18 protein-coding genes are annotated in these 16,208 nt (G+C 66.7%); 10 read left to right on the top strand and 8 right to left on the bottom strand.

Annotated elements, in window-relative coordinates:
• Positions 1–346 precede the first annotated feature (346 nt).
• Complete coding sequence (locus tag EGM71_RS17880; RefSeq protein ID WP_049421412.1) at positions 347–778, top strand: CBS domain-containing protein; 432 nt, start codon at positions 347–349, stop codon at positions 776–778.
• Between the two features lie 67 nt (positions 779–845).
• Here EGM71_RS17880 and EGM71_RS17875 read toward each other — a convergent pair whose 3' ends face one another.
• Positions 846–1,274 (bottom strand): VOC family protein, encoded by a 429-nt coding sequence (locus EGM71_RS17875; RefSeq protein WP_049404183.1) that lies wholly within the window; start codon positions 1,272–1,274, stop codon positions 846–848.
• 91 nt (positions 1,275–1,365) lie between these two features.
• Positions 1,366–1,881 carry a lactoylglutathione lyase gene (gene gloA / locus EGM71_RS17870; RefSeq protein ID WP_188486098.1) on the bottom strand — a complete coding sequence of 172 codons (516 nt, stop codon included), beginning with the start codon at positions 1,879–1,881 and terminating at the stop codon, positions 1,366–1,368.
• A 123-nt stretch (positions 1,882–2,004) separates the two neighbouring features.
• On the opposite strand from gloA, the gene EGM71_RS17865 reads away from it, so the two are divergent.
• Entirely contained in the window at positions 2,005–3,117 is a 1,113-nt protein-coding gene (locus EGM71_RS17865; RefSeq protein WP_188486096.1) for a PLP-dependent cysteine synthase family protein, read from the top strand.
• Positions 3,118–3,176: 59 nt separating this feature from the next.
• Here the strand turns inward: EGM71_RS17865 and EGM71_RS17860 are convergent, their stop codons facing one another.
• The gene (locus EGM71_RS17860; RefSeq protein WP_188486094.1) at positions 3,177–3,581 is read right to left on the bottom strand and encodes a hypothetical protein; all 405 of its coding nucleotides are present in this window, start codon (positions 3,579–3,581) and stop codon (positions 3,177–3,179) included.
• Between the two features lie 166 nt (positions 3,582–3,747).
• Here EGM71_RS17860 and EGM71_RS17855 point away from each other — a divergent pair, with 166 nt between their 5' ends.
• Positions 3,748–5,778, top strand: a complete 2,031-nt coding sequence (locus EGM71_RS17855) for a M3 family metallopeptidase (RefSeq protein WP_188486092.1) — start codon at positions 3,748–3,750, stop codon at positions 5,776–5,778.
• 106 nt (positions 5,779–5,884) lie between these two features.
• Here EGM71_RS17855 and EGM71_RS17850 read toward each other — a convergent pair whose 3' ends face one another.
• From EGM71_RS17850 to EGM71_RS17840, 3 genes are all read right to left on the bottom strand, one after another.
• A complete protein-coding gene (locus EGM71_RS17850) occupies positions 5,885–6,688 on the bottom strand; it encodes an SDR family oxidoreductase (RefSeq protein ID WP_188486089.1) in 804 nt (267 codons plus the stop codon).
• Positions 6,685–7,251, bottom strand: a complete 567-nt coding sequence (locus EGM71_RS17845; protein WP_032129027.1) for a DUF1415 domain-containing protein — start codon at positions 7,249–7,251, stop codon at positions 6,685–6,687. Before EGM71_RS17845 ends, EGM71_RS17850 begins: the two co-directional genes overlap by 4 nt.
• Positions 7,252–7,352: 101 nt before the next feature.
• Positions 7,353–7,835 (bottom strand): YajQ family cyclic di-GMP-binding protein, encoded by a 483-nt coding sequence (locus tag EGM71_RS17840; protein ID WP_014038547.1) that lies wholly within the window; start codon positions 7,833–7,835, stop codon positions 7,353–7,355.
• Positions 7,836–7,990: 155 nt separating this feature from the next.
• On the opposite strand from EGM71_RS17840, the gene EGM71_RS17835 reads away from it, so the two are divergent.
• From EGM71_RS17835 to EGM71_RS17815, 5 genes are all read left to right on the top strand, one after another.
• Positions 7,991–8,887, top strand: coding sequence for a DMT family transporter (locus tag EGM71_RS17835; protein WP_188486087.1), 897 nt, complete (start codon positions 7,991–7,993; stop codon positions 8,885–8,887).
• A gap of 179 nt (positions 8,888–9,066) precedes the next feature.
• The gene (locus EGM71_RS17830; RefSeq protein WP_188486085.1) at positions 9,067–10,074 is read left to right on the top strand and encodes a methionine ABC transporter ATP-binding protein; all 1,008 of its coding nucleotides are present in this window, start codon (positions 9,067–9,069) and stop codon (positions 10,072–10,074) included.
• Complete coding sequence (locus tag EGM71_RS17825; RefSeq protein ID WP_014038544.1) at positions 10,071–10,760, top strand: methionine ABC transporter permease; 690 nt, start codon at positions 10,071–10,073, stop codon at positions 10,758–10,760. The genes EGM71_RS17830 and EGM71_RS17825 overlap by 4 nt, the downstream gene beginning before the upstream one ends.
• Positions 10,761–10,959: 199 nt before the next feature.
• On the top strand, positions 10,960–11,238 hold the full coding sequence (locus EGM71_RS17820) for a type II toxin-antitoxin system RelE/ParE family toxin (protein WP_188486083.1): 279 nt from the start codon (positions 10,960–10,962) through the stop codon (positions 11,236–11,238).
• A gap of 10 nt (positions 11,239–11,248) precedes the next feature.
• Positions 11,249–11,548, top strand: coding sequence for a HigA family addiction module antitoxin (locus EGM71_RS17815; protein WP_006471116.1), 300 nt, complete (start codon positions 11,249–11,251; stop codon positions 11,546–11,548).
• 39 nt (positions 11,549–11,587) lie between these two features.
• Here EGM71_RS17815 and EGM71_RS17810 read toward each other — a convergent pair whose 3' ends face one another.
• Positions 11,588–12,190, bottom strand: coding sequence for a lipocalin family protein (locus tag EGM71_RS17810; RefSeq protein WP_188486081.1), 603 nt, complete (start codon positions 12,188–12,190; stop codon positions 11,588–11,590).
• A gap of 127 nt (positions 12,191–12,317) precedes the next feature.
• Here EGM71_RS17810 and EGM71_RS17805 point away from each other — a divergent pair, with 127 nt between their 5' ends.
• Together EGM71_RS17805 and EGM71_RS17800 are read left to right on the top strand one after the other, a co-directional pair.
• On the top strand, positions 12,318–12,641 hold the full coding sequence (locus EGM71_RS17805) for a hypothetical protein (RefSeq protein ID WP_188486079.1): 324 nt from the start codon (positions 12,318–12,320) through the stop codon (positions 12,639–12,641).
• Between the two features lie 69 nt (positions 12,642–12,710).
• Positions 12,711–14,807, top strand: coding sequence for a prolyl oligopeptidase family serine peptidase (locus EGM71_RS17800; protein WP_188486077.1), 2,097 nt, complete (start codon positions 12,711–12,713; stop codon positions 14,805–14,807).
• Positions 14,808–14,926: 119 nt separating this feature from the next.
• On the opposite strand, the gene EGM71_RS17795 is transcribed toward EGM71_RS17800, so the two are convergent.
• Positions 14,927–16,120: a pyridoxal phosphate-dependent aminotransferase gene (locus EGM71_RS17795; protein WP_188486075.1), complete on the bottom strand. Its 1,194-nt coding sequence runs from the start codon at positions 16,118–16,120 to the stop codon at positions 14,927–14,929.
• Between the last annotated feature and the right edge of the window lie 88 nt (positions 16,121–16,208).

The raw sequence follows: 16,208 nt of genomic DNA, 5'->3' as shown, positions 1-16,208 counted from the left end.
TGTCCGCCGTCGGCAGCAGGCAATCAATCTTTAATGCGCGATGCCTCTTGTATTCAGCGGCGGTTTCAGCCGCGGTGCCATTCTCTGGATCGTCAGTAGGTTCCCACGACGAACTGTCCTATCGATGCCGGTAGTGACCGATGGTCGCAGTCGTAGAATCGATTTGACCGAGGTTCGGGTTGAGCGGTTGAGCCCACCTCGTTCGCGTTGCAGCACGTCGTCTGCCGAGCCATTCCAAGCGGCAGACGGGTGCGCCAGACGTGCGCTGAAAGGTCTGTTCCCGGGGAGGGGGCGTATCGGAAGAGCACACTTTTTTGACTTCAGTGACCTGCACCAGGAAACAAGAATGAACGTCCGCGAACTCCTGCAATCCAAGAAAGAAGCTGTCATCACCATCGATGCCGAAGACACCATCGGTGCCGCCGCCCACAAGATGAGCGCGAACAAGATCGCTGCGCTGGTGGTGATGAAGGACGATGCCCCGGTGGGCATCATTTCCGAAAAGGACATCGTGCGTACCCTGGCCGACGACGGCCCGCAGGCCGGTCGCCGGGTGATTTCCAGCCTGCCGTCCACCGGTCTGGAGGGCATTGCGCCGGAAGCCACGCTGAAACAGGCCATGTCGTTGATGACGTACTCGCGGCGTCGTCATCTGATGGTCACTGAAGGCGCCCGCTTGGTCGGCATCCTCAGCCTGGGCGATATCGTGAAGAACCTGCTGGGCGAGCTGGAACTTGAGAAGGCCGTGCTTCAGGACATCTATATGGCCGCTCACTGAGGGCTGCAGCGCTGGAAGCAGAGAAGCCGGGCATTGCCCGGCTTCTTCGTTCACGGCATCGGTGAAATCAGAAAGTGACCTTCACCGAGTCGGCGCTGTAGTTCGCCGGGCCGTGGTAGACCACTTCGATGTTGTTGCCATCCGGATCGAGCACGAAGGCGCCGTAGTAGCCCGGATGGTAGGGGCGTTCGCCTGGCGCGCCATTGTCGGTGCCGCCGGCAGCGATTGCGGCGGTATGGAAGGCATCGACGGTGGCGCTGTCGCGCGCCTGGAACGCCAGGTGGTGGCGGCCGGTCAGCTGGCCGGCGGCGGCCTCGCTGCTGGCGCTGGAAATGAACAGTTCGTCGGCCCAGAAGTAGTCATCGCCTTCACCGGCAATCGGGATGCCGATGGTGTCGAACACCGCCTGGTAGAAACGGCGACTGGCGGCGAGGTCACGCACCACCAGCTGGATATGGTCGATCAGACGGCCGCGGTGCAGTTCCATCGTTTCCATACGAACCTCGCAAAAAAGGGGACGGAGGGGATTAAGTCGCTTCCAGCCCAATAGTGCCAGAAACGGCTTAATCCCCTCCGTCCCCTTTTTGTCAGTTGGCGATGATCTCGACCCAGTAGCCGTCCGGGTCCTTGATGAAGGCCAGGTTCTTCATGCGGCCGTCGGTCAGGCGCTTCTGGAAGGTCACGCCGAGGTCTTCGAAGCGCTGGCAGGCCGCCTCGATGTCAGGCACCGACACGCAGATGTGGCCGAAGCCGCGCGGGTCGCTGTTGCCGTCGTGGTAGACCGCGCCGTCCTGGGTTTCGGTGCCGTGGTTGTGGGTCAGTTCCAGCACGCCCGGCAGGCCAGCCATCCACACGCGACGCTGGGAGTCGTCTTCCGGCACCACCGTGCCGGCCGGGACGTAGGCCAGGAAGTACAGGCTGAACTGGGCGTCCGGGAAGTCGCGCTTGTCGATCAGCTGGTAGCCGAGCACGCGGGTGTAGAAATCCAGCGAGGCAGTGATGTCCTTCACCCGCAGCATGGTGTGGTTGAACACGAAGCCGGTGGTGTCGGCCGGGGCCTGGGCGGCGACGCCGGGGACATCGCGCAGGGCGGGAATGGTCATGGGGGGAGATCCTTCAGACAGGGCCGTTGCCGGCCGGATGGCTTCATTCTACCGGCCCGCAGCTGACGGCACCGCGACGTACAATGGCCGGATCGCACCGTTCCGTTCTGAGCATTGCCCGCCATGTCGCAGCGTGAATGGGTGGCCGCCGCCATCCGCAAGATCGAAGCCGATTTCAACCGTTCCGCCGATACCCATCTGATCCCGCTGGCGCTGCCCGGGTTCGAGGGCATCGATGTGTACCTGAAGGACGAGTCGAGCCATCCGACCGGCAGCCTCAAGCACCGGCTGGCACGCTCGCTGTTCCTGTACGCGTTGACCAACGGCTGGTTGCGCGAAGGACGGCCGGTGATCGAGGCGTCCAGCGGCTCGACCGCGGTATCCGAAGCCTACTTCGCGCGCCTGCTCGGGCTGCCGTTCATTGCGGTGATCCCGGCCAGCACCTCGCCTGAAAAGATCGCCGCGATCGAGTTCCATGGGGGCCGCTGCCACCTGGTCGAACGCGCCTGTGACCTCAACGGTGAATCGGAGAAGCTGGCCCGCGAAACCGGTGGCCACTTCATGGACCAGTTCACCTATGCCGAGCGGGCGACCGACTGGCGTGCCAACAACAACATCGCCGAATCCATCTTCAAGCAGATGGCCGAGGAGCCCAGCCCGGTTCCGGAATGGATCGTGTGCAGCCCGGGCACCGGCGGCACTGCGGCGACGCTGGGCCGCTATGTCAGCTACCGCCGGCACGACACCCGCATCCTGTGCGCGGACCCGGAAGTGTCGGTGTTCTTCGACGGCTACCAGGCCGCCGTGGCCGGTGAGCAGGACTGGCGTGGCCTGACCTGCAGCGGCGGTTCGCGCGTGGAAGGCATCGGCCGGCCACGAGTGGAGCCGAGTTTCATCCCGACCAGCGTCGATGCGATGGTGAAGGTACCCGACGCGCTGAGCCTGGCCGCGATGCGCCATGTCAGCCGTCAGCTCGGCCGCCGTGTCGGCGGCTCGACCGGAACCAACTTCATCGGCGTGCTGCAGGCCGCGCAGTGGATGCGCGAGGCGGGCCACCAGGGCAGCATCGTCAGCATCCTGTGCGACAGCGGCGAGCGTTATGCGCAGAGCTACTACGATCCGTCGTGGTACGGGCGGCAGGGTATCGATGTCGACGGCGCCGATGCACAGTTGGCCGCAGCGGTGGCCGGGCAGGGGCTGCCCGAGCTTCCGTGGTGCAGCCTGGAAGCGCTGTAGGCCGGCCGATAGTGCCGCCGGGCATGGCCTGGCGGGCGCAGCGGTGTGTCGCGCCTCGATCAATACCCCGCCGCGGTGAACGCATCCAGCACCGCATCGCGCAGTGCATCAGGCAACGCCTCGATGTCCATCGCGCGGTCATCCAGGTGCAGGCTGGGATCCAGGATGCTGGCGCGGCCCTGGGCCAGGGCCTGCAGCCACAGCAGCACGCAGATCACGAACTCGCGCTCGTGGCCCAGCTGTAGCTGGCTGGCGCCGCGCTCGACCACTTCGAACGGGTACCACTCCTGGGCGTCATTGAACGTGCCGCCCTGCTGCAGCACCGCCTGCAGCTGTTGCAGGTGGCGCGGGGCGTCGTCGCCGGCATCGCACAGCGCGGCGATCCAGGTCAGTTCGGCCGGGCTGGCGGACAATGCCAGCGACCGCGCCGGAATGGCGGATGCAACTGCAGCCAGACCTTCCATGTGGGGCCTCGTTCGGTACCTACCGCTGCGGACTCCCCCGCAGCCAGAGCTTCGGGGCGCGAGCGTAAGGCCGATGTGAATGCCGTGCCCCCCTTGTCAGCCCCACCTGCCAGCGCCATATCTACAGGGCTGCCCGCCCGCCGGGCCCGTATCCTGGAGATCTGCCGTGACCGCTGCCAACCCCCTGCTCGATGTTTCCGGCCTGCCGCGCTTCGAGGCGATCCGCCCCGAGCACGTGGCGCCGGCGCTGGACGTGCTGCTGGCCGAAGCCGAAGCCGCCGTCAGCGCAGCCGAGCAGGTGCAGCCGGTGCGCTGGGAGACCTTCGTGGCCCCGCTGGACGATGCCACCGAGCGCCTGTGGCGCGCCTGGGGCCTGGTCGGCCACCTGCAGGGCGTGGTGAACACCCCGGAACTGCGTGAGGCCTACAACAGCAACCTGCCGCGGGTGACCCGCTTCGCCAGTGCGCTGGGGCAGAACCTGGCGCTGTACCGCCAGTACCAGGCGCTGGCCGCGAGCCCGGAGGCCGCGACCTTCGATCAGGCCCAACGCAAGGTGCTGGACAACACCCTGCGTGATTTCCGCCTGGGCGGTGCCGAGCTGGCGCCCGAGGCGCAGCAGCGCTTTGCTGCGATCAAGGAAGAACTGTCAGCGCTGTCGGCGAAGTTCTCGCAGAACGTGCTCGACGCTACCGACGCGTGGTCGCTGCTCATCGAGGACGAAGCGCGACTGAAGGGCCTGCCGGAGGACGTGAAGGCCGCCGCGCATGCTGCGGCAGAGAAGGACGGCAAGACCGGCTGGAAACTGACCCTGCAGATGCCGTGCTACCTGCCGGTGCAGACCTGGGCTGAAGATCGCGATCTGCGCGAGATCCTGTACCGCGCCAGCGCGCAGCGTGCCTCCGAGTTCGGCGATGACGCGCTGGACAACAGCGGCAACATCGATCGGATCCTTGCTCTCCGTGCGGAACTGGCCGCGCTGCTCGGCTTTGGTTCGTATGGTGATTATTCGGTGGCGACCAAGATGGCGCAGGACCCGGCCGAAGTGCTGGGTTTCCTGCGTGACCTGGCCACGCGTGCCAAGCCGTTCGCGGCCAAGGACCGCGCCGAGCTGGAGCAGTTCGCACGCGAGCAGCTGGGCATCGATGCCCTGCAGGCCTGGGACCTGGCATTCGCCGCCGACCGCCTGAAGCAGGCGCGCTACAGCTATTCCGAGCAGGAAGTGAAGCAGTACTTCACCGAGCCCAAGGTGCTGGGCGGCCTGTTCTCGGTGATCGAGCAGCTGTACGGCCTGCGCGTGCAGGAAGACAGTGCGCCGGTCTGGCACGAGGACGTGCGCTTCTTCCGCCTGGTCGATGCGCAGGGTGCGCTGGTCGGCCAGTTCTACCTGGACCTGTACGCACGCGAAGGCAAGCGTGGCGGCGCGTGGATGGACGATTGCCGCAACCGTCGCGTGCGCGCCGACGGCAGCGTGCAGACCCCGCTGGTCTACCTGGTGTGCAACTTCGGCCGCGGTGCCAACGGCAAGCCGGCCACCTTCAGCCACAATGAAGTGACCACGCTGTTCCATGAAATGGGCCACGGTCTGCACCAGCTGCTGACCCGCATCGGCGAACTGGGTGTGGCCGGCATCAACGGCGTGGAATGGGATGCGGTGGAGCTGCCCAGCCAGTTCATGGAGAACTTCTGCTGGGAATGGGAGCACCTGCAGGCAATGACCGCGCACGTGGACAGTGGCGAGCCGCTGCCGCGCGCGCTGTACGAACGCATGCTGGCCGCGCGCAACTTCCACAGCGGCATGGCCACCGTGCGCCAGCTGGAATTCGGCCTGTTCGACATGCTGCTGCACAGCCAGTTCGAACCGGCGCAGGACAGCGTGCTGGCACTGCTGGATCGCGTGCGCGCGGAAGTGGCGGTGAACCACCCGCCGGCCTGGAACCGCTTCCCGCATCAGTTCAGCCACATCTTCGCCGGTGGTTACGCCGCTGGTTACTACAGCTACAAGTGGGCCGAGGTACTCAGCGCCGACGCCTATGCTGCGTTCGAGGAAGCACCGCAGGCACTGGCTGAAACCGGCGCACGCTTCCGCGACGAGATCCTGTCGCGCGGTGGCAGCCGCCCGGCGGCGGAGAACTTCAAGGCCTTCCGCGGCCGCGCACCGCAGATCGACGCGCTGCTGCGCCACTCGGGCATGGCGTAAACCGTTGTGGTGGGTGCCAACCTTGGTTGGCACCTTCGCAAAAAAGGGGACGGAGGGGATTAAGTCGTTTGTGCACAAACGACTTAATCCCCTCCGTCCCCTTTTTTCATTCGGCGTAGATCATTTTCCGGGTCATGCCGCCGTCGACGATGAAATCCTGGCCGGTGCTGAAACCGGACAGCGACGACAGCAGGTACACCGCCAGTGCACCTATATCCTCCGGCCGGCCGACACGGCCGACCGGGTGCTGTGCCTGGTCGATGGCCGAGTACTCCGGCGCGTGGCGCCGCGAAGGGGCCTGCCAGGCGGTGGTGCCGATCCAGCCGGGACTGATGCTGTTCACCCGCACCGCCGGGCCGCTGCTGATCGCCAGCGCATGGGTAAAGGCCACCAGTCCGCCCTTGGCCGCGGCATAGGCTTCGCTGTGTGCTTCGGATTGCCAGGCGCGGGTGGAGGCGATGTTGATGATCGCACCGGCAGCGCTGGCGGTCAGCGCGGGCAATGCATGCTTGCTGCACAGGAACGCGCCGTGCAGCGAAGACAGCCGGCGCTGCCACTCGTCCCAGTCCATGTCCTGCAGCAGCGTTCCGTGCGGGCCGGCGATCCCCGCGTTGTTGACCAGCCCGTCGATGCGGCCGAAACGCTGCAGGGCCACGGCGATGAAGTCGCGCACGCTGGCTTCGTCGGTGATGTCCAGGCGCTGGAACGCGGCGTCATCACCGCGCTGCCATTCCGCCAGGCACGCCTCGCCGGCCTCCACGTCCAGGTCGCCGATCAGTACGCGCCCACCGGCACCGAGCACGGCCTGGGCAATACCGCGACCGATGCCGTTGGCGCCGCCGGTGACCAGCACCACCTTGCCCGACAGCGGCGCGGCCGGCCATGCGGCAATCGGCGGCACCGCGCTCACGTCAGGTCTTCGCCGCGCAGGCGGCGATGCCAGCCGTCCACGCCGATGCGGTCCAGGGTCTGGATGTTGCGCTCGACGATCACGTCCGGGTCCGGATAGACATCCACGGCGCGCGCCACGCTGTCTTCGCGCAGCAGGTGCAGGGTGGGGAAGGGCGCGCGATTGGTGTAGTTGCTGGCGTCGTCGGCGGCCACGCCATCGAACTGGTAGTCCGGGTGGAAGCTGGCCACCTGCAGGATGCCCTGCAGGTCCAATGCCTCGATCGCCGCGTCGGCGTTGTCGAGGAAGTCGTTGTAATCGAGGAAATCGGTCAGCACCTGCGGATGCACGATCAGCGTGGTGTCGATCTGCTCGGCCGGCGTGTCGCGCAGCAGCACCAGCTCCTCGGCCAGCTGTTCAACCAGCGCTTCCGGCGTGGTCGCATCGCTGAGCACGATGCGGACCTGGTCCTTCACATAGACCGCCTTGGCGAACGGGCACAGGTTCAGGCCGATGACGATGCGCTCCAGCCACAGGCGGGTGGCGGCGATCGGGTCATCGGTGGGCAGGTGGGAATCGGTCATGGCGGGCACGTCGGCTGGCGGGGCCGCCATTGTAGGCGCGTCGCTGGCAACGCGCCGTCGTACCTGCCGCTGGCAGCGCCGGGCCATGCCCGGCGGATGCCTCAGTCGCGGAAGTTGTTGAACTGCAGCGGCAGCTCGAACTTGCCGGCCTTGAGCACGGCGATGGCGTCCTGCAGGTCGTCGCGCTTCTTGCCCTGCACGCGCAGCTTGTCGCCGTTGATCTGGCTTTCCACTTTCAGCTTGGCATCCTTCAGCGCTGCGGCGATCTTCTTGGCGATCTTCTGCTCGATCCCCTGCTTGACGGTGATCTTCTGCCGGGCTTGGGCCAGGTTGGTCTCGATGTCGCCGAACTCCAGGCTGAGCACGTCGATGCCGCGTGCGGCCAGGCGCGCGCGCAGGATGTCGTTCATCTGCTTGAGCTGGAACTCGGTCGGGGCGGTCTGGTTGATGACATCGCCATCGCGCTCGAACTTGGCGTCCACGCCCTTGAAGTCGAAGCGGGTGCTCAGCTCGCGATTGGCCTGGTCGATGGCGTTGGTCAGCTCGTGGGTGTCGACTTCGGACACGACGTCGAAGGAAGGCATGGGCGATGCTCCGCAGGATTCAGTGGCGCCCATTCTATCGCGAGGGCCCACATGCCCGTCCTCTGTAGAGCCGGGCCAACGCTCGGCTGCTTTGTAAAGAGCCGCCGAGCGTGGGCTCGGCTCTACAGAAGGCGACGGCCGGGCGATAATGGGCCATGAACGTGCAACGCTCCCCCTCGCGCGCGGTGGCCTGGATGGTCGCCGCGGTCGCCTGCTTCTCGCTGATGGACGCTGGCATGAAGCAGCTGTCGGCCAGCTACCCCACCCTGGAAGTGACCTTCCTGCGCGGCGCGGCCTCGTTGCCGTTCGTGCTGGTCTGGGTGCTGGCCAGTGCCGGGCCGCGCTCGCTGGTGCCGCGTCGCTGGGGCCTGCACCTGCTGCGTGGCGCGCTGGGCATGGCGATGATCGGCTGCTTCGTGTTTGCCCTGCGCGACCTGCCGCTGTCCACCGCCTACACCATCTATTTCGTCGCCCCTCTGCTGATCGCCGCATTGTCGGTGCCGCTGCTGGGTGAGCGGGTCGGGCCGCGGCGCTGGGTCGCCATCGGCATCGGCCTGGTCGGTGTGCTGGTGGTGCTGCGGCCGGGCGTGGACGGTTTCATTTCGGTGCCTGGCCTGATGGTGCTGGCGGCCGCCACTGCCTATGCCGTGGCGGCGATCACCGTCAGCCTGCTGACCCGGACCGATACCTCGCAGTCGATGGTGGTCTGGTTCCTAGTGATCATGGCCATCGGTGCCGGCCTGCTGTCCATTCCCGGCTGGGTGCCGCTGCAGCTGGCGCATGCGCCACTGATCGCCGGCATGGGCCTGGCTGGGGCACTGGGCCAGATCGCCCTGACCAAGGCCTTCCAGCTGGGCGAGGCCTCGATGATTGCGCCGCTGGAGTACAGCGGGCTGGTCTGGGTGATTGGCTGGGACCTGGCCTTCTGGGGCCAGCTGCCCGATGGCTATACCTGGGTGGGCGCGGCGATCATCGTCGCCTCAGGCCTGTATCTGCTGCATCGCGAGCGCCTGAACCGGGTGCAGCCGCCGAAGCCGCTGGATCATCCCTGAGCCGGTTGGGCCAGGAAATGGGGACGGATCCCCGCAGGGGCTCTGACCCCAGCCAATGCGCCGGTGCGGGCGCCTTAGAACCAAAAGGAATAACATTCTGGCCCATGGCGCGGGCGCGCGACCGCCCGCGCTGGTAGGCTGCACGCCCCCTTCCGTCACCCAGCCGGTGAGCCACGCCCGTGATCGAGTTCCAGCGCCTGCACAAATCCTATGCCGTTGCCGGCCGCGAAGTCAGCGCGCTGCAACCGCTGGACCTGACCATCGAGGCCGGTGAGGTATTCGGCATCATCGGCCATTCCGGCGCGGGCAAGTCGACCCTCATCCGCATGATCAACCGCCTGGAAGAACCCAGTGGTGGCCGGCTGCTGATCGGTGGCGAGGATGTCACCGCACTGGACGCGGACGGCCTGCGCACGCTGCGCCGGCGCATCGGCATGATTTTCCAGCACTTCAACCTGCTGTCGTCGCGCACGGTGGCTGGCAATGTCGCCTTCCCGCTGGAGCTGGCCGGCACGCCGAAGGCGGAGATCGACGCGCGCGTAGCCGAGCTGTTGCAGACCGTGGGCCTGGAAGCGCACGCGCAGAAGTATCCGGCGCAGCTGTCCGGTGGACAGAAGCAGCGTGTCGGCATCGCCCGTGCGCTGGCGACCCGCCCGCAGATCCTGCTGTGCGATGAGGCCACCAGTGCGCTCGATCCGCAGACCACGGCTGCGGTGCTGTCGCTGCTGTCGAAAATCAACCGCGAGCTGGGCCTGACCATCGTGCTGATCACCCACGAGATGGACGTGATCCGCCGTGTCTGCGACCGCGTTGCCGTGCTCGATGCCGGCCAGATGGTCGAGACCGGACCGGTCACCCGGGTCTTCCTGCACCCGCAGCACCCGACCACGCGTCGTTTCGTCAGCGAATCGGAGCACGTGGACGAAGGGGCGTTGCACCGCGATTTCGACGTGGTGGGCGGGCGCATCGTGCGCCTGACCTTCCTCGGTGGCGACACCTACGAACCTCTGCTCGGCAGCGTCGCGCGCCAGACCGGGGTCGACTACAACATCCTGTCCGGCCGTATCGACCGGATCAAGGACACCCCCTATGGCCAGCTGGTGGTCGCCCTGGTGGGCGGTGACCAGTCCGCCGCGCAGGCCGCCTTCGTGGCTGCCGGTGTGCATGTCGAGGAGCTGCGTCGATGATCATCGCCACTGCCGGTGGATTCTTCCGCCATCTGGATGCGGGCAAGTGGGCCGACATCGGCCAGGCCACCATCGATACCCTGCTGATGCTGCTCGGTTCGCTGCCGCTGACCCTGGCCATCGGCCTGCCACTGGGTGTGCTGCTGTACCTGTTCGGCGCACCGCAGATGAAGCGCCGGCCGTTCGCCTATGGCGTGCTGGCGCTGGTGGTGAACCTGCTGCGCTCGGTGCCTTTCATCATCCTGATGATCGTGCTGATCCCGGTCACGCTGTTCCTGATGGGGACCTCGCTGGGTGTACGTGGTGCGATCGTGCCGCTGGTGATCGGCGCGGCACCGTTCTACGCGCGTCTTGTCGAGACGGCGCTGCGCGAAGTGGATCGCGGCGTCATCGAGGCGACCCAGGCGATGGGGGCGACGACCTGGCAGCTGGTCACCCGCGTGTTGCTGCCAGAGGCACGACCGGGGCTGATTGCGGGTGCGACGGTCACCACCGTGGCCCTGATCGGCTTCACCGCGATGGGCGGTGCGATCGGTTCCGGCGGCCTCGGCGACCTGGCGTTCCGCGACGGCTACCAGCGTTCGCACACCGACGTGGCGCTGGTTACCGTGGTCCTGCTGCTGGTCCTGGTGCAACTGCTGCAGATGCTCGGCGACCGCCTGGTCGCGCATTACAGCCGCAAGTAACAGAATGCCGGGCGGCGCCCGGCATCGTTCGGGTAGTGCCGGCCGCTGTCCGGCAGCCTGCAGCGTGTCGACATTGTGCCTGTCATAGCGCCAGGCTCTGGAAGCCGCCACGCCCATCAGGAATCGATACCGCCGGACTGGGACTGGCAGCACATCGCATTCCTTGGTATGTTCCGTCAAACGTAATACGTTTGACGGAATGATCCGTGCATTCCGCTGCAAGCAGACCCGCGCCCTGTTTGAAGGAACCTGCCCTCGCGCCTGGGACCCGATACGACGCGCTGCTGAACGTAAACTCCAGCTGCTCGATTCGGCACAGACGTTGGCCTTCCTGCGCAGCCCGCCCGGGAATCGTCTTGAGGCGCTGTCAGGTGATCGGAGAGGGCAATATAGCCTTCGTATCAACGAACAGTGGCGGCTCTGCTTCACCTGCACCGACAGCGGCGCCGATGCCGTGGAAATTGTTGACTATCACTGAGGTGCCCGCCATGAAGCGTCCCCACAACGGCATGCGCGCCATCCATCCTGGCGAGATCCTGCGCGAAGAATTCCTGCTGCCCCTGGCGCTGAGCGTGAATGCGCTGGCGAAGGCCTTGGATGTTCCCGCAACGCGGCTGCATGCCATCGTGCACGGCCAACGCAGCATCTCTGCGGACACCGCGGCGCGGCTGGCGCGGCATTTCGGTGGGGATGCCGCGTCCTGGCTTGCGATGCAGGCGGCCTACGATCTCAAGACATTGCCAACGCGCAGCGAGATCGAACGCCGGGTGCAGCCACGGGCGGCATGAATCCCGGGCGCGCGGCCCCAGGTCCGCGCCCGCGTGCGGTCAACGTGCGTTCGGTACTTCGTAGCCCAGCTTGCCGACCTGTTCCGGATGCTGCGGTACGCGCTTGAGCTTGTCGGTGTTCACGCCGTACTCGTCGCGCAGGCGTTCGGCCAGCTCCTTGTACAGAGCCTTGTCCATGTCCGGCGTACGCGCGAAGATCCAGGCCATCTCGCGGCCCGGATAACCGATCAGTGCCCATGAGTAGTCGGGGGCGACTTCCAGCACCCGCGAATGGGTCGGCACCACGCGATAGAACCAGGTTCGCCAGCCGTGGTTGCCGCTGTCCGGATCGACGCTGGCACGTGCGCGTACTTCCTGCAGCGGTTCGCCGAAGCCATCACGGTAGCGGTAGGTGATGCCGACCTTGTGCTCGTCGCGCAGCTCGTACTCGTTGACGCTGGCGACATGCCCGCGTTCGATGAAGTTCGGCACGCGGCCGATCACGTACCAGGTGCCCATGAAGCGCTTCAGGTCGATCGGCGCCCCCGGGTCGGCCGCGTCGTTGGCGCTGGCGCGGGGCGACGGCGGCTCACTGGCGGCCATGGCAGGGCCTGCCAGGGACAGAGCCAGCAGCACGGCGCAGAACGGGCGGATCGATGTCATGCGGGAGCGGGCTCCAGTGGGCTTGCACGCGCATGGTCGACTGTGTGCACGCGATCCGTCAATGGTGTCGCATCCTGTGAGAAGGGGCTTGCCCAAGCTGTGTTGCATTGTCTACCGGAGAAGCCCCATGAACGCACGTTCCGTCCGTCGCCCTGCAACTGAACGCGTCATCGAACGCGCCGACCCGCGCCTGCTGCGCGGCGTGCGGCAACTGGCGTTGGCCGGGCTGGCGCTGGTCCTGGTCTGGCCGGCGGCACGTGGCAGCAGCGCGTGGCTGGGCTGGCTGCCGATGTGGCTGGTGGGCATGCCGCTCGCGGCGTGGTGGGCGCTGTTGCGCTTTCCGCTGCCGCGGCTGTCCTGGCTGCGGCTGGCGCGGCGTACCGGTGGACAGGCGCGCCGTCGGCCGGTTCCGGCCACGCGTCGCCGGCGCAGTCCGGTGGCCACGGCCTGACCTTCGACACGGGGGAGGCCGCGACATTCCGTGCTAGCGTTCCACGGCTTATGACTGCCTGGAGCTGCAATGTCACGACTCGCTTCCGCCTGCCTGTTGGCCGGCATGATGACCGCTGCCTCGGTGGGGACCGCCGTGGCCGCTGAAGACACCGATCGCTACGCCTGGCTGGAGGACGTCACCGGCGACAAGCCGCTGTCCTGGGTCAAGGAACAGAATGCCAAGTCCGAGGCGCGCCTGGCGCAGACCCCGGCCTTCAAGCAGATGGAGACCAGCATCCGCGAGGTGCTCGACTCCGACGCCAAGATCCCCGGCGTGCAGAAGATCGGCGACTACTACTACAACTTCTGGAAGGACCAGCAGCACGAGCGCGGCCTGTGGCGGCGTACCACCCTGGCCGAGTACCGCAAGGCCTCGCCGCAGTGGGAGACCGTGCTCGACCTGGATGCGCTGAACAAGGCCGAGGGTGAGAACTGGGTCTGGCACGGCGCCGATTGCCTGCGCCCGGATTACAGCCGTTGCCTGATCGCGCTGTCGCGCGGCGGCGCCGATGCTGACGTCACCCGCGAGTTCGACCTGGCCAACAAGACCTGGATCAAGGACGGCTTCTTCCGTCCGGAGTCGAAGGGTGGCCTCAACTGGGTCGACCGCGACACCGTGTTCGTCTACACCGACTTCGGTGCCGGCACGATGACCACGTCCGGCTATCCGCGCGTGGCCAAGCTGTGGAAGCGCGGCACGCCGATGGCCTCGGCCACCGTGGTGTACGAAGGCAAGCCGGAAGACATGTACATCGCGGCGATGCACGATGACACCCCGGGCTTCGAGCGCAACCTGGTCAGCCGCACGCTGGCGTTCTACAACAACGAGCTCTACCTGCGTGGCGACGACGGCACGCTGACCAAGATCGACGCGCCGAATTCGGCCGAGAAGGGCCTGCACAAGCAGTGGCTGACCCTGGAACTGCGCGATCCGTGGACCGTGGGCGGCAAGACCTATGCCTCCGGTTCGCTGCTGGCGACCCAGCTGGACGACTTCCTGGCCGGCAAGCGCGACTTCGAGGTGCTGTTCACCCCGACCGCGACCACCTCGCTGGCCAGCGCCACCTGGACCAAGAGCCACCTGGTGCTGAACGTGCTGGACGACGTCAAGAACCGCCTGTCGGTGCTGACCCCGGGCGCAGATGGCTGGAAGACCAGCCGCTTCGTCGGCGCGCCGGCCTTCGGCACGCTGGCCGTGGGCGCGGTGGACAGCAATGACAGCGACGCGGTGTGGCTGACCGCCACCGACTACCTGACCCCGACCACGCTGGCCCTGGCCGAGATCGGCCAGGCGCCGGAAACGCTGAAGACCATGCCGGCCTTCTTCGACGCCAAGGGCAAGGTGATCGAGCAGCACTTCGCCACCAGCAAGGACGGCACCCGCGTGCCGTACTTCGTGGTGCACGACAGGGCGATGAAGCTCGATGGCTCCAATCCGACCCTGCTGTACGGCTACGGTGGCTTCGAGATCTCGCTGACCCCGAGCTACTCCGGTGGCATGGGCCGCGCCTGGCTGGAGAAGGGCGGCGTGTACGTGGTCGCCAACATCCGTGGCGGCGGCGAGTACGGCCCGCGCTGGCACCAGGCGGCGCTGAAGCAGAACCGCCACAAGGCCTATGAAGACATGGCCGCGGTGGCGCGCGATCTGGTCAAGCGCAAGATCACCACCGCCAAGCACCTGGGCGTGCAGGGTGGCAGCAACGGTGGCCTGCTGACCGGCAACATGCTGACCCAGTACCCGGAACTGTTCGGTGCGGTGGTGGTGCAGGTGCCGCTGCTGGACATGAAGCGCTACAGCCATCTGTTGGCTGGCGCCTCGTGGATGGCCGAGTACGGCAACCCGGATACCAGCGACTGGGAGTTCATCAAGACCTTCTCGCCGTACCACCTGTTCAACGCGAAGAAGAACTACCCGCCGGTGCTGTTCACCACCTCGACCCGCGACGACCGCGTGCACCCGGGCCACGCCCGCAAGATGGCGGCGAAGATGATCGACGCCGGCAAGGACGTGACCTACTACGAGAACATCGAAGGTGGCCACGGCGGCGCAGCCAACAACGCGCAGGCCGCACACATGTCGGCGCTGGCCTACAGCTTCCTGTGGGAGCGGTTGGGCGGTAAGTAAGCAGAACGGAAAACGCCGCCTTCGGGCGGCGTTTTTCTTTATCCGGTAGTGCCGGCCGCTGGCCGGCAACCGCATCATTCATGCATTCCCGGGTTGCCGGCCAGCGGCCGGCACCACCGTCAACGTGATCCCTGCCAGCGCTTCAACCCACGCGCGATCCGCGCCACCGCCTCCTGCAACCGCGGCACTTCCTGGGTGTATGCCAGCCGCACATGCTGGTTGGCGCGATGGAAGCCGAAATCCAGGCCCGGGGTGAACGCCACGTGCTCGGTTTCCAGGAAGTGGGCGCAGAACGCCTGCGCGTCGTCGGTGAACGCGCTGACATCGGCGTACAGGTAGAACGCGCCCTGTGGCTCGACTTCGATGCGGAAGCCCAGCTCGCGCAGCGCGGGCAGCAGGAAATCACGGCGCTGGCGGAACGCGTCGCGGCGCTGTTCGAAGATCGTCATCGATTCCTCGCTGAAGCAGGCGAGCGCGGCGTGCTGGGCGATGCTTGACGCGCTGATGTACAGGTTCTGCGCCAGCTTCTCCAGGTCCGGTACCGCTGCCGGCGGTGCCACCAGCCAGCCCAGCCGCCAGCCGGTCATGCCGAAGTACTTGGAGAAGCTGTTCAGTACGAACGCGCTGTCGTCCACCTGCAGCACGCTGGGTGCATCCAGGCCGTAGGTCAGGCCGTGATAGATCTCGTCAACCACCAGGTGGCCGCCCCGCGCGTGCAGGGTCTGCGACAGTGCGGCCAGTTCGCCGGCAGAGAGCACGGTGCCGGTCGGGTTGGCCGGCGAGGCGACCAGCGCGCCGACGCTGTCGGCGTTCCAGTGCTGTTCGACCAGTGATGGGGTCAGCTGGTAGGCGGTCTCCGGCCCGACCGGTACCAGCTGCGCACCGCCTTCCACCAGGCGCAGGAAGTGGCGGTTGCACGGATAGCCGGGGTCGGCCAGCAGCCAGTGGCGGCCGGGATCGACCAGCAGGCTGCTGGCCAACAGCAGCGCACCGGACCCGCCCGGAGTGACCAGGATGCGTTCGGGATCGATGTCCAGCCCGTAGTGGCTGCGATAGAAACCACTGATCGCCTGACGCAGGGCCGGCAGGCCACGTGCGGCGGTGTAGCGGGTGTGGCCGGCAGCCAATGCAGCCTGGCCGGCACGCACGACGGGTTCGGCGGTGGTGAAGTCCGGTTCGCCGATTTCCAGGTGGATCACATCGTGGCCGGCCTGCTCCAGCGCCTGTGCGCGGGCCAGCAGGGACATCACGTGGAACGGGGCGATTTCGTGGCTGCGCCGGCTGTAGCCCGGCGTGTGGGGCAGGGTACTCATATGCCCATGGTACGCCGCGCGCGGGGAGCATGCGTTTGGGTAGTGCCGGCCGCTGGCCGGCATTCCGACCCATTCCGGAGTTCATGAG

The organism is Stenotrophomonas maltophilia (assembly GCF_006970445.1).
GTDB lineage: Bacteria > Pseudomonadota > Gammaproteobacteria > Xanthomonadales > Xanthomonadaceae > Stenotrophomonas > Stenotrophomonas maltophilia_AU.
Note: the sequence above shows the minus strand (reverse complement) of the source record. Positions and strands in the feature narration are given on the sequence as shown.

What these genes read in the sequence shown, in the direction of transcription:
- EGM71_RS17880 (WP_049421412.1), top strand. Translation starts at nt 347, where the DNA reads ATGAACGTCCGCGAACTCCTGCAATCCAAGAAAGAAGCTGTCATCACC.
- EGM71_RS17815 (WP_006471116.1), top strand. Translation starts at nt 11,249, where the DNA reads ATGAAGCGTCCCCACAACGGCATGCGCGCCATCCATCCTGGCGAGATC.
- EGM71_RS17805 (WP_188486079.1), top strand. Translation starts at nt 12,318, where the DNA reads ATGAACGCACGTTCCGTCCGTCGCCCTGCAACTGAACGCGTCATCGAA.
- EGM71_RS17825 (WP_014038544.1), top strand. Translation starts at nt 10,071, where the DNA reads ATGATCATCGCCACTGCCGGTGGATTCTTCCGCCATCTGGATGCGGGC.
- EGM71_RS17860 (WP_188486094.1), bottom strand. Translation starts at nt 3,581, where the DNA reads ATGGAAGGTCTGGCTGCAGTTGCATCCGCCATTCCGGCGCGGTCGCTG.
- EGM71_RS17835 (WP_188486087.1), top strand. Translation starts at nt 7,991, where the DNA reads ATGAACGTGCAACGCTCCCCCTCGCGCGCGGTGGCCTGGATGGTCGCC.
- EGM71_RS17800 (WP_188486077.1), top strand. Translation starts at nt 12,711, where the DNA reads ATGTCACGACTCGCTTCCGCCTGCCTGTTGGCCGGCATGATGACCGCT.
- EGM71_RS17795 (WP_188486075.1), bottom strand. Translation starts at nt 16,120, where the DNA reads ATGAGTACCCTGCCCCACACGCCGGGCTACAGCCGGCGCAGCCACGAA.
- EGM71_RS17865 (WP_188486096.1), top strand. Translation starts at nt 2,005, where the DNA reads ATGTCGCAGCGTGAATGGGTGGCCGCCGCCATCCGCAAGATCGAAGCC.
- EGM71_RS17820 (WP_188486083.1), top strand. Translation starts at nt 10,960, where the DNA reads ATGATCCGTGCATTCCGCTGCAAGCAGACCCGCGCCCTGTTTGAAGGA.
- gloA (WP_188486098.1), bottom strand. Translation starts at nt 1,881, where the DNA reads ATGACCATTCCCGCCCTGCGCGATGTCCCCGGCGTCGCCGCCCAGGCC.
- EGM71_RS17875 (WP_049404183.1), bottom strand. Translation starts at nt 1,274, where the DNA reads ATGGAAACGATGGAACTGCACCGCGGCCGTCTGATCGACCATATCCAG.
- EGM71_RS17840 (WP_014038547.1), bottom strand. Translation starts at nt 7,835, where the DNA reads ATGCCTTCCTTCGACGTCGTGTCCGAAGTCGACACCCACGAGCTGACC.
- EGM71_RS17810 (WP_188486081.1), bottom strand. Translation starts at nt 12,190, where the DNA reads ATGACATCGATCCGCCCGTTCTGCGCCGTGCTGCTGGCTCTGTCCCTG.
- EGM71_RS17845 (WP_032129027.1), bottom strand. Translation starts at nt 7,251, where the DNA reads ATGACCGATTCCCACCTGCCCACCGATGACCCGATCGCCGCCACCCGC.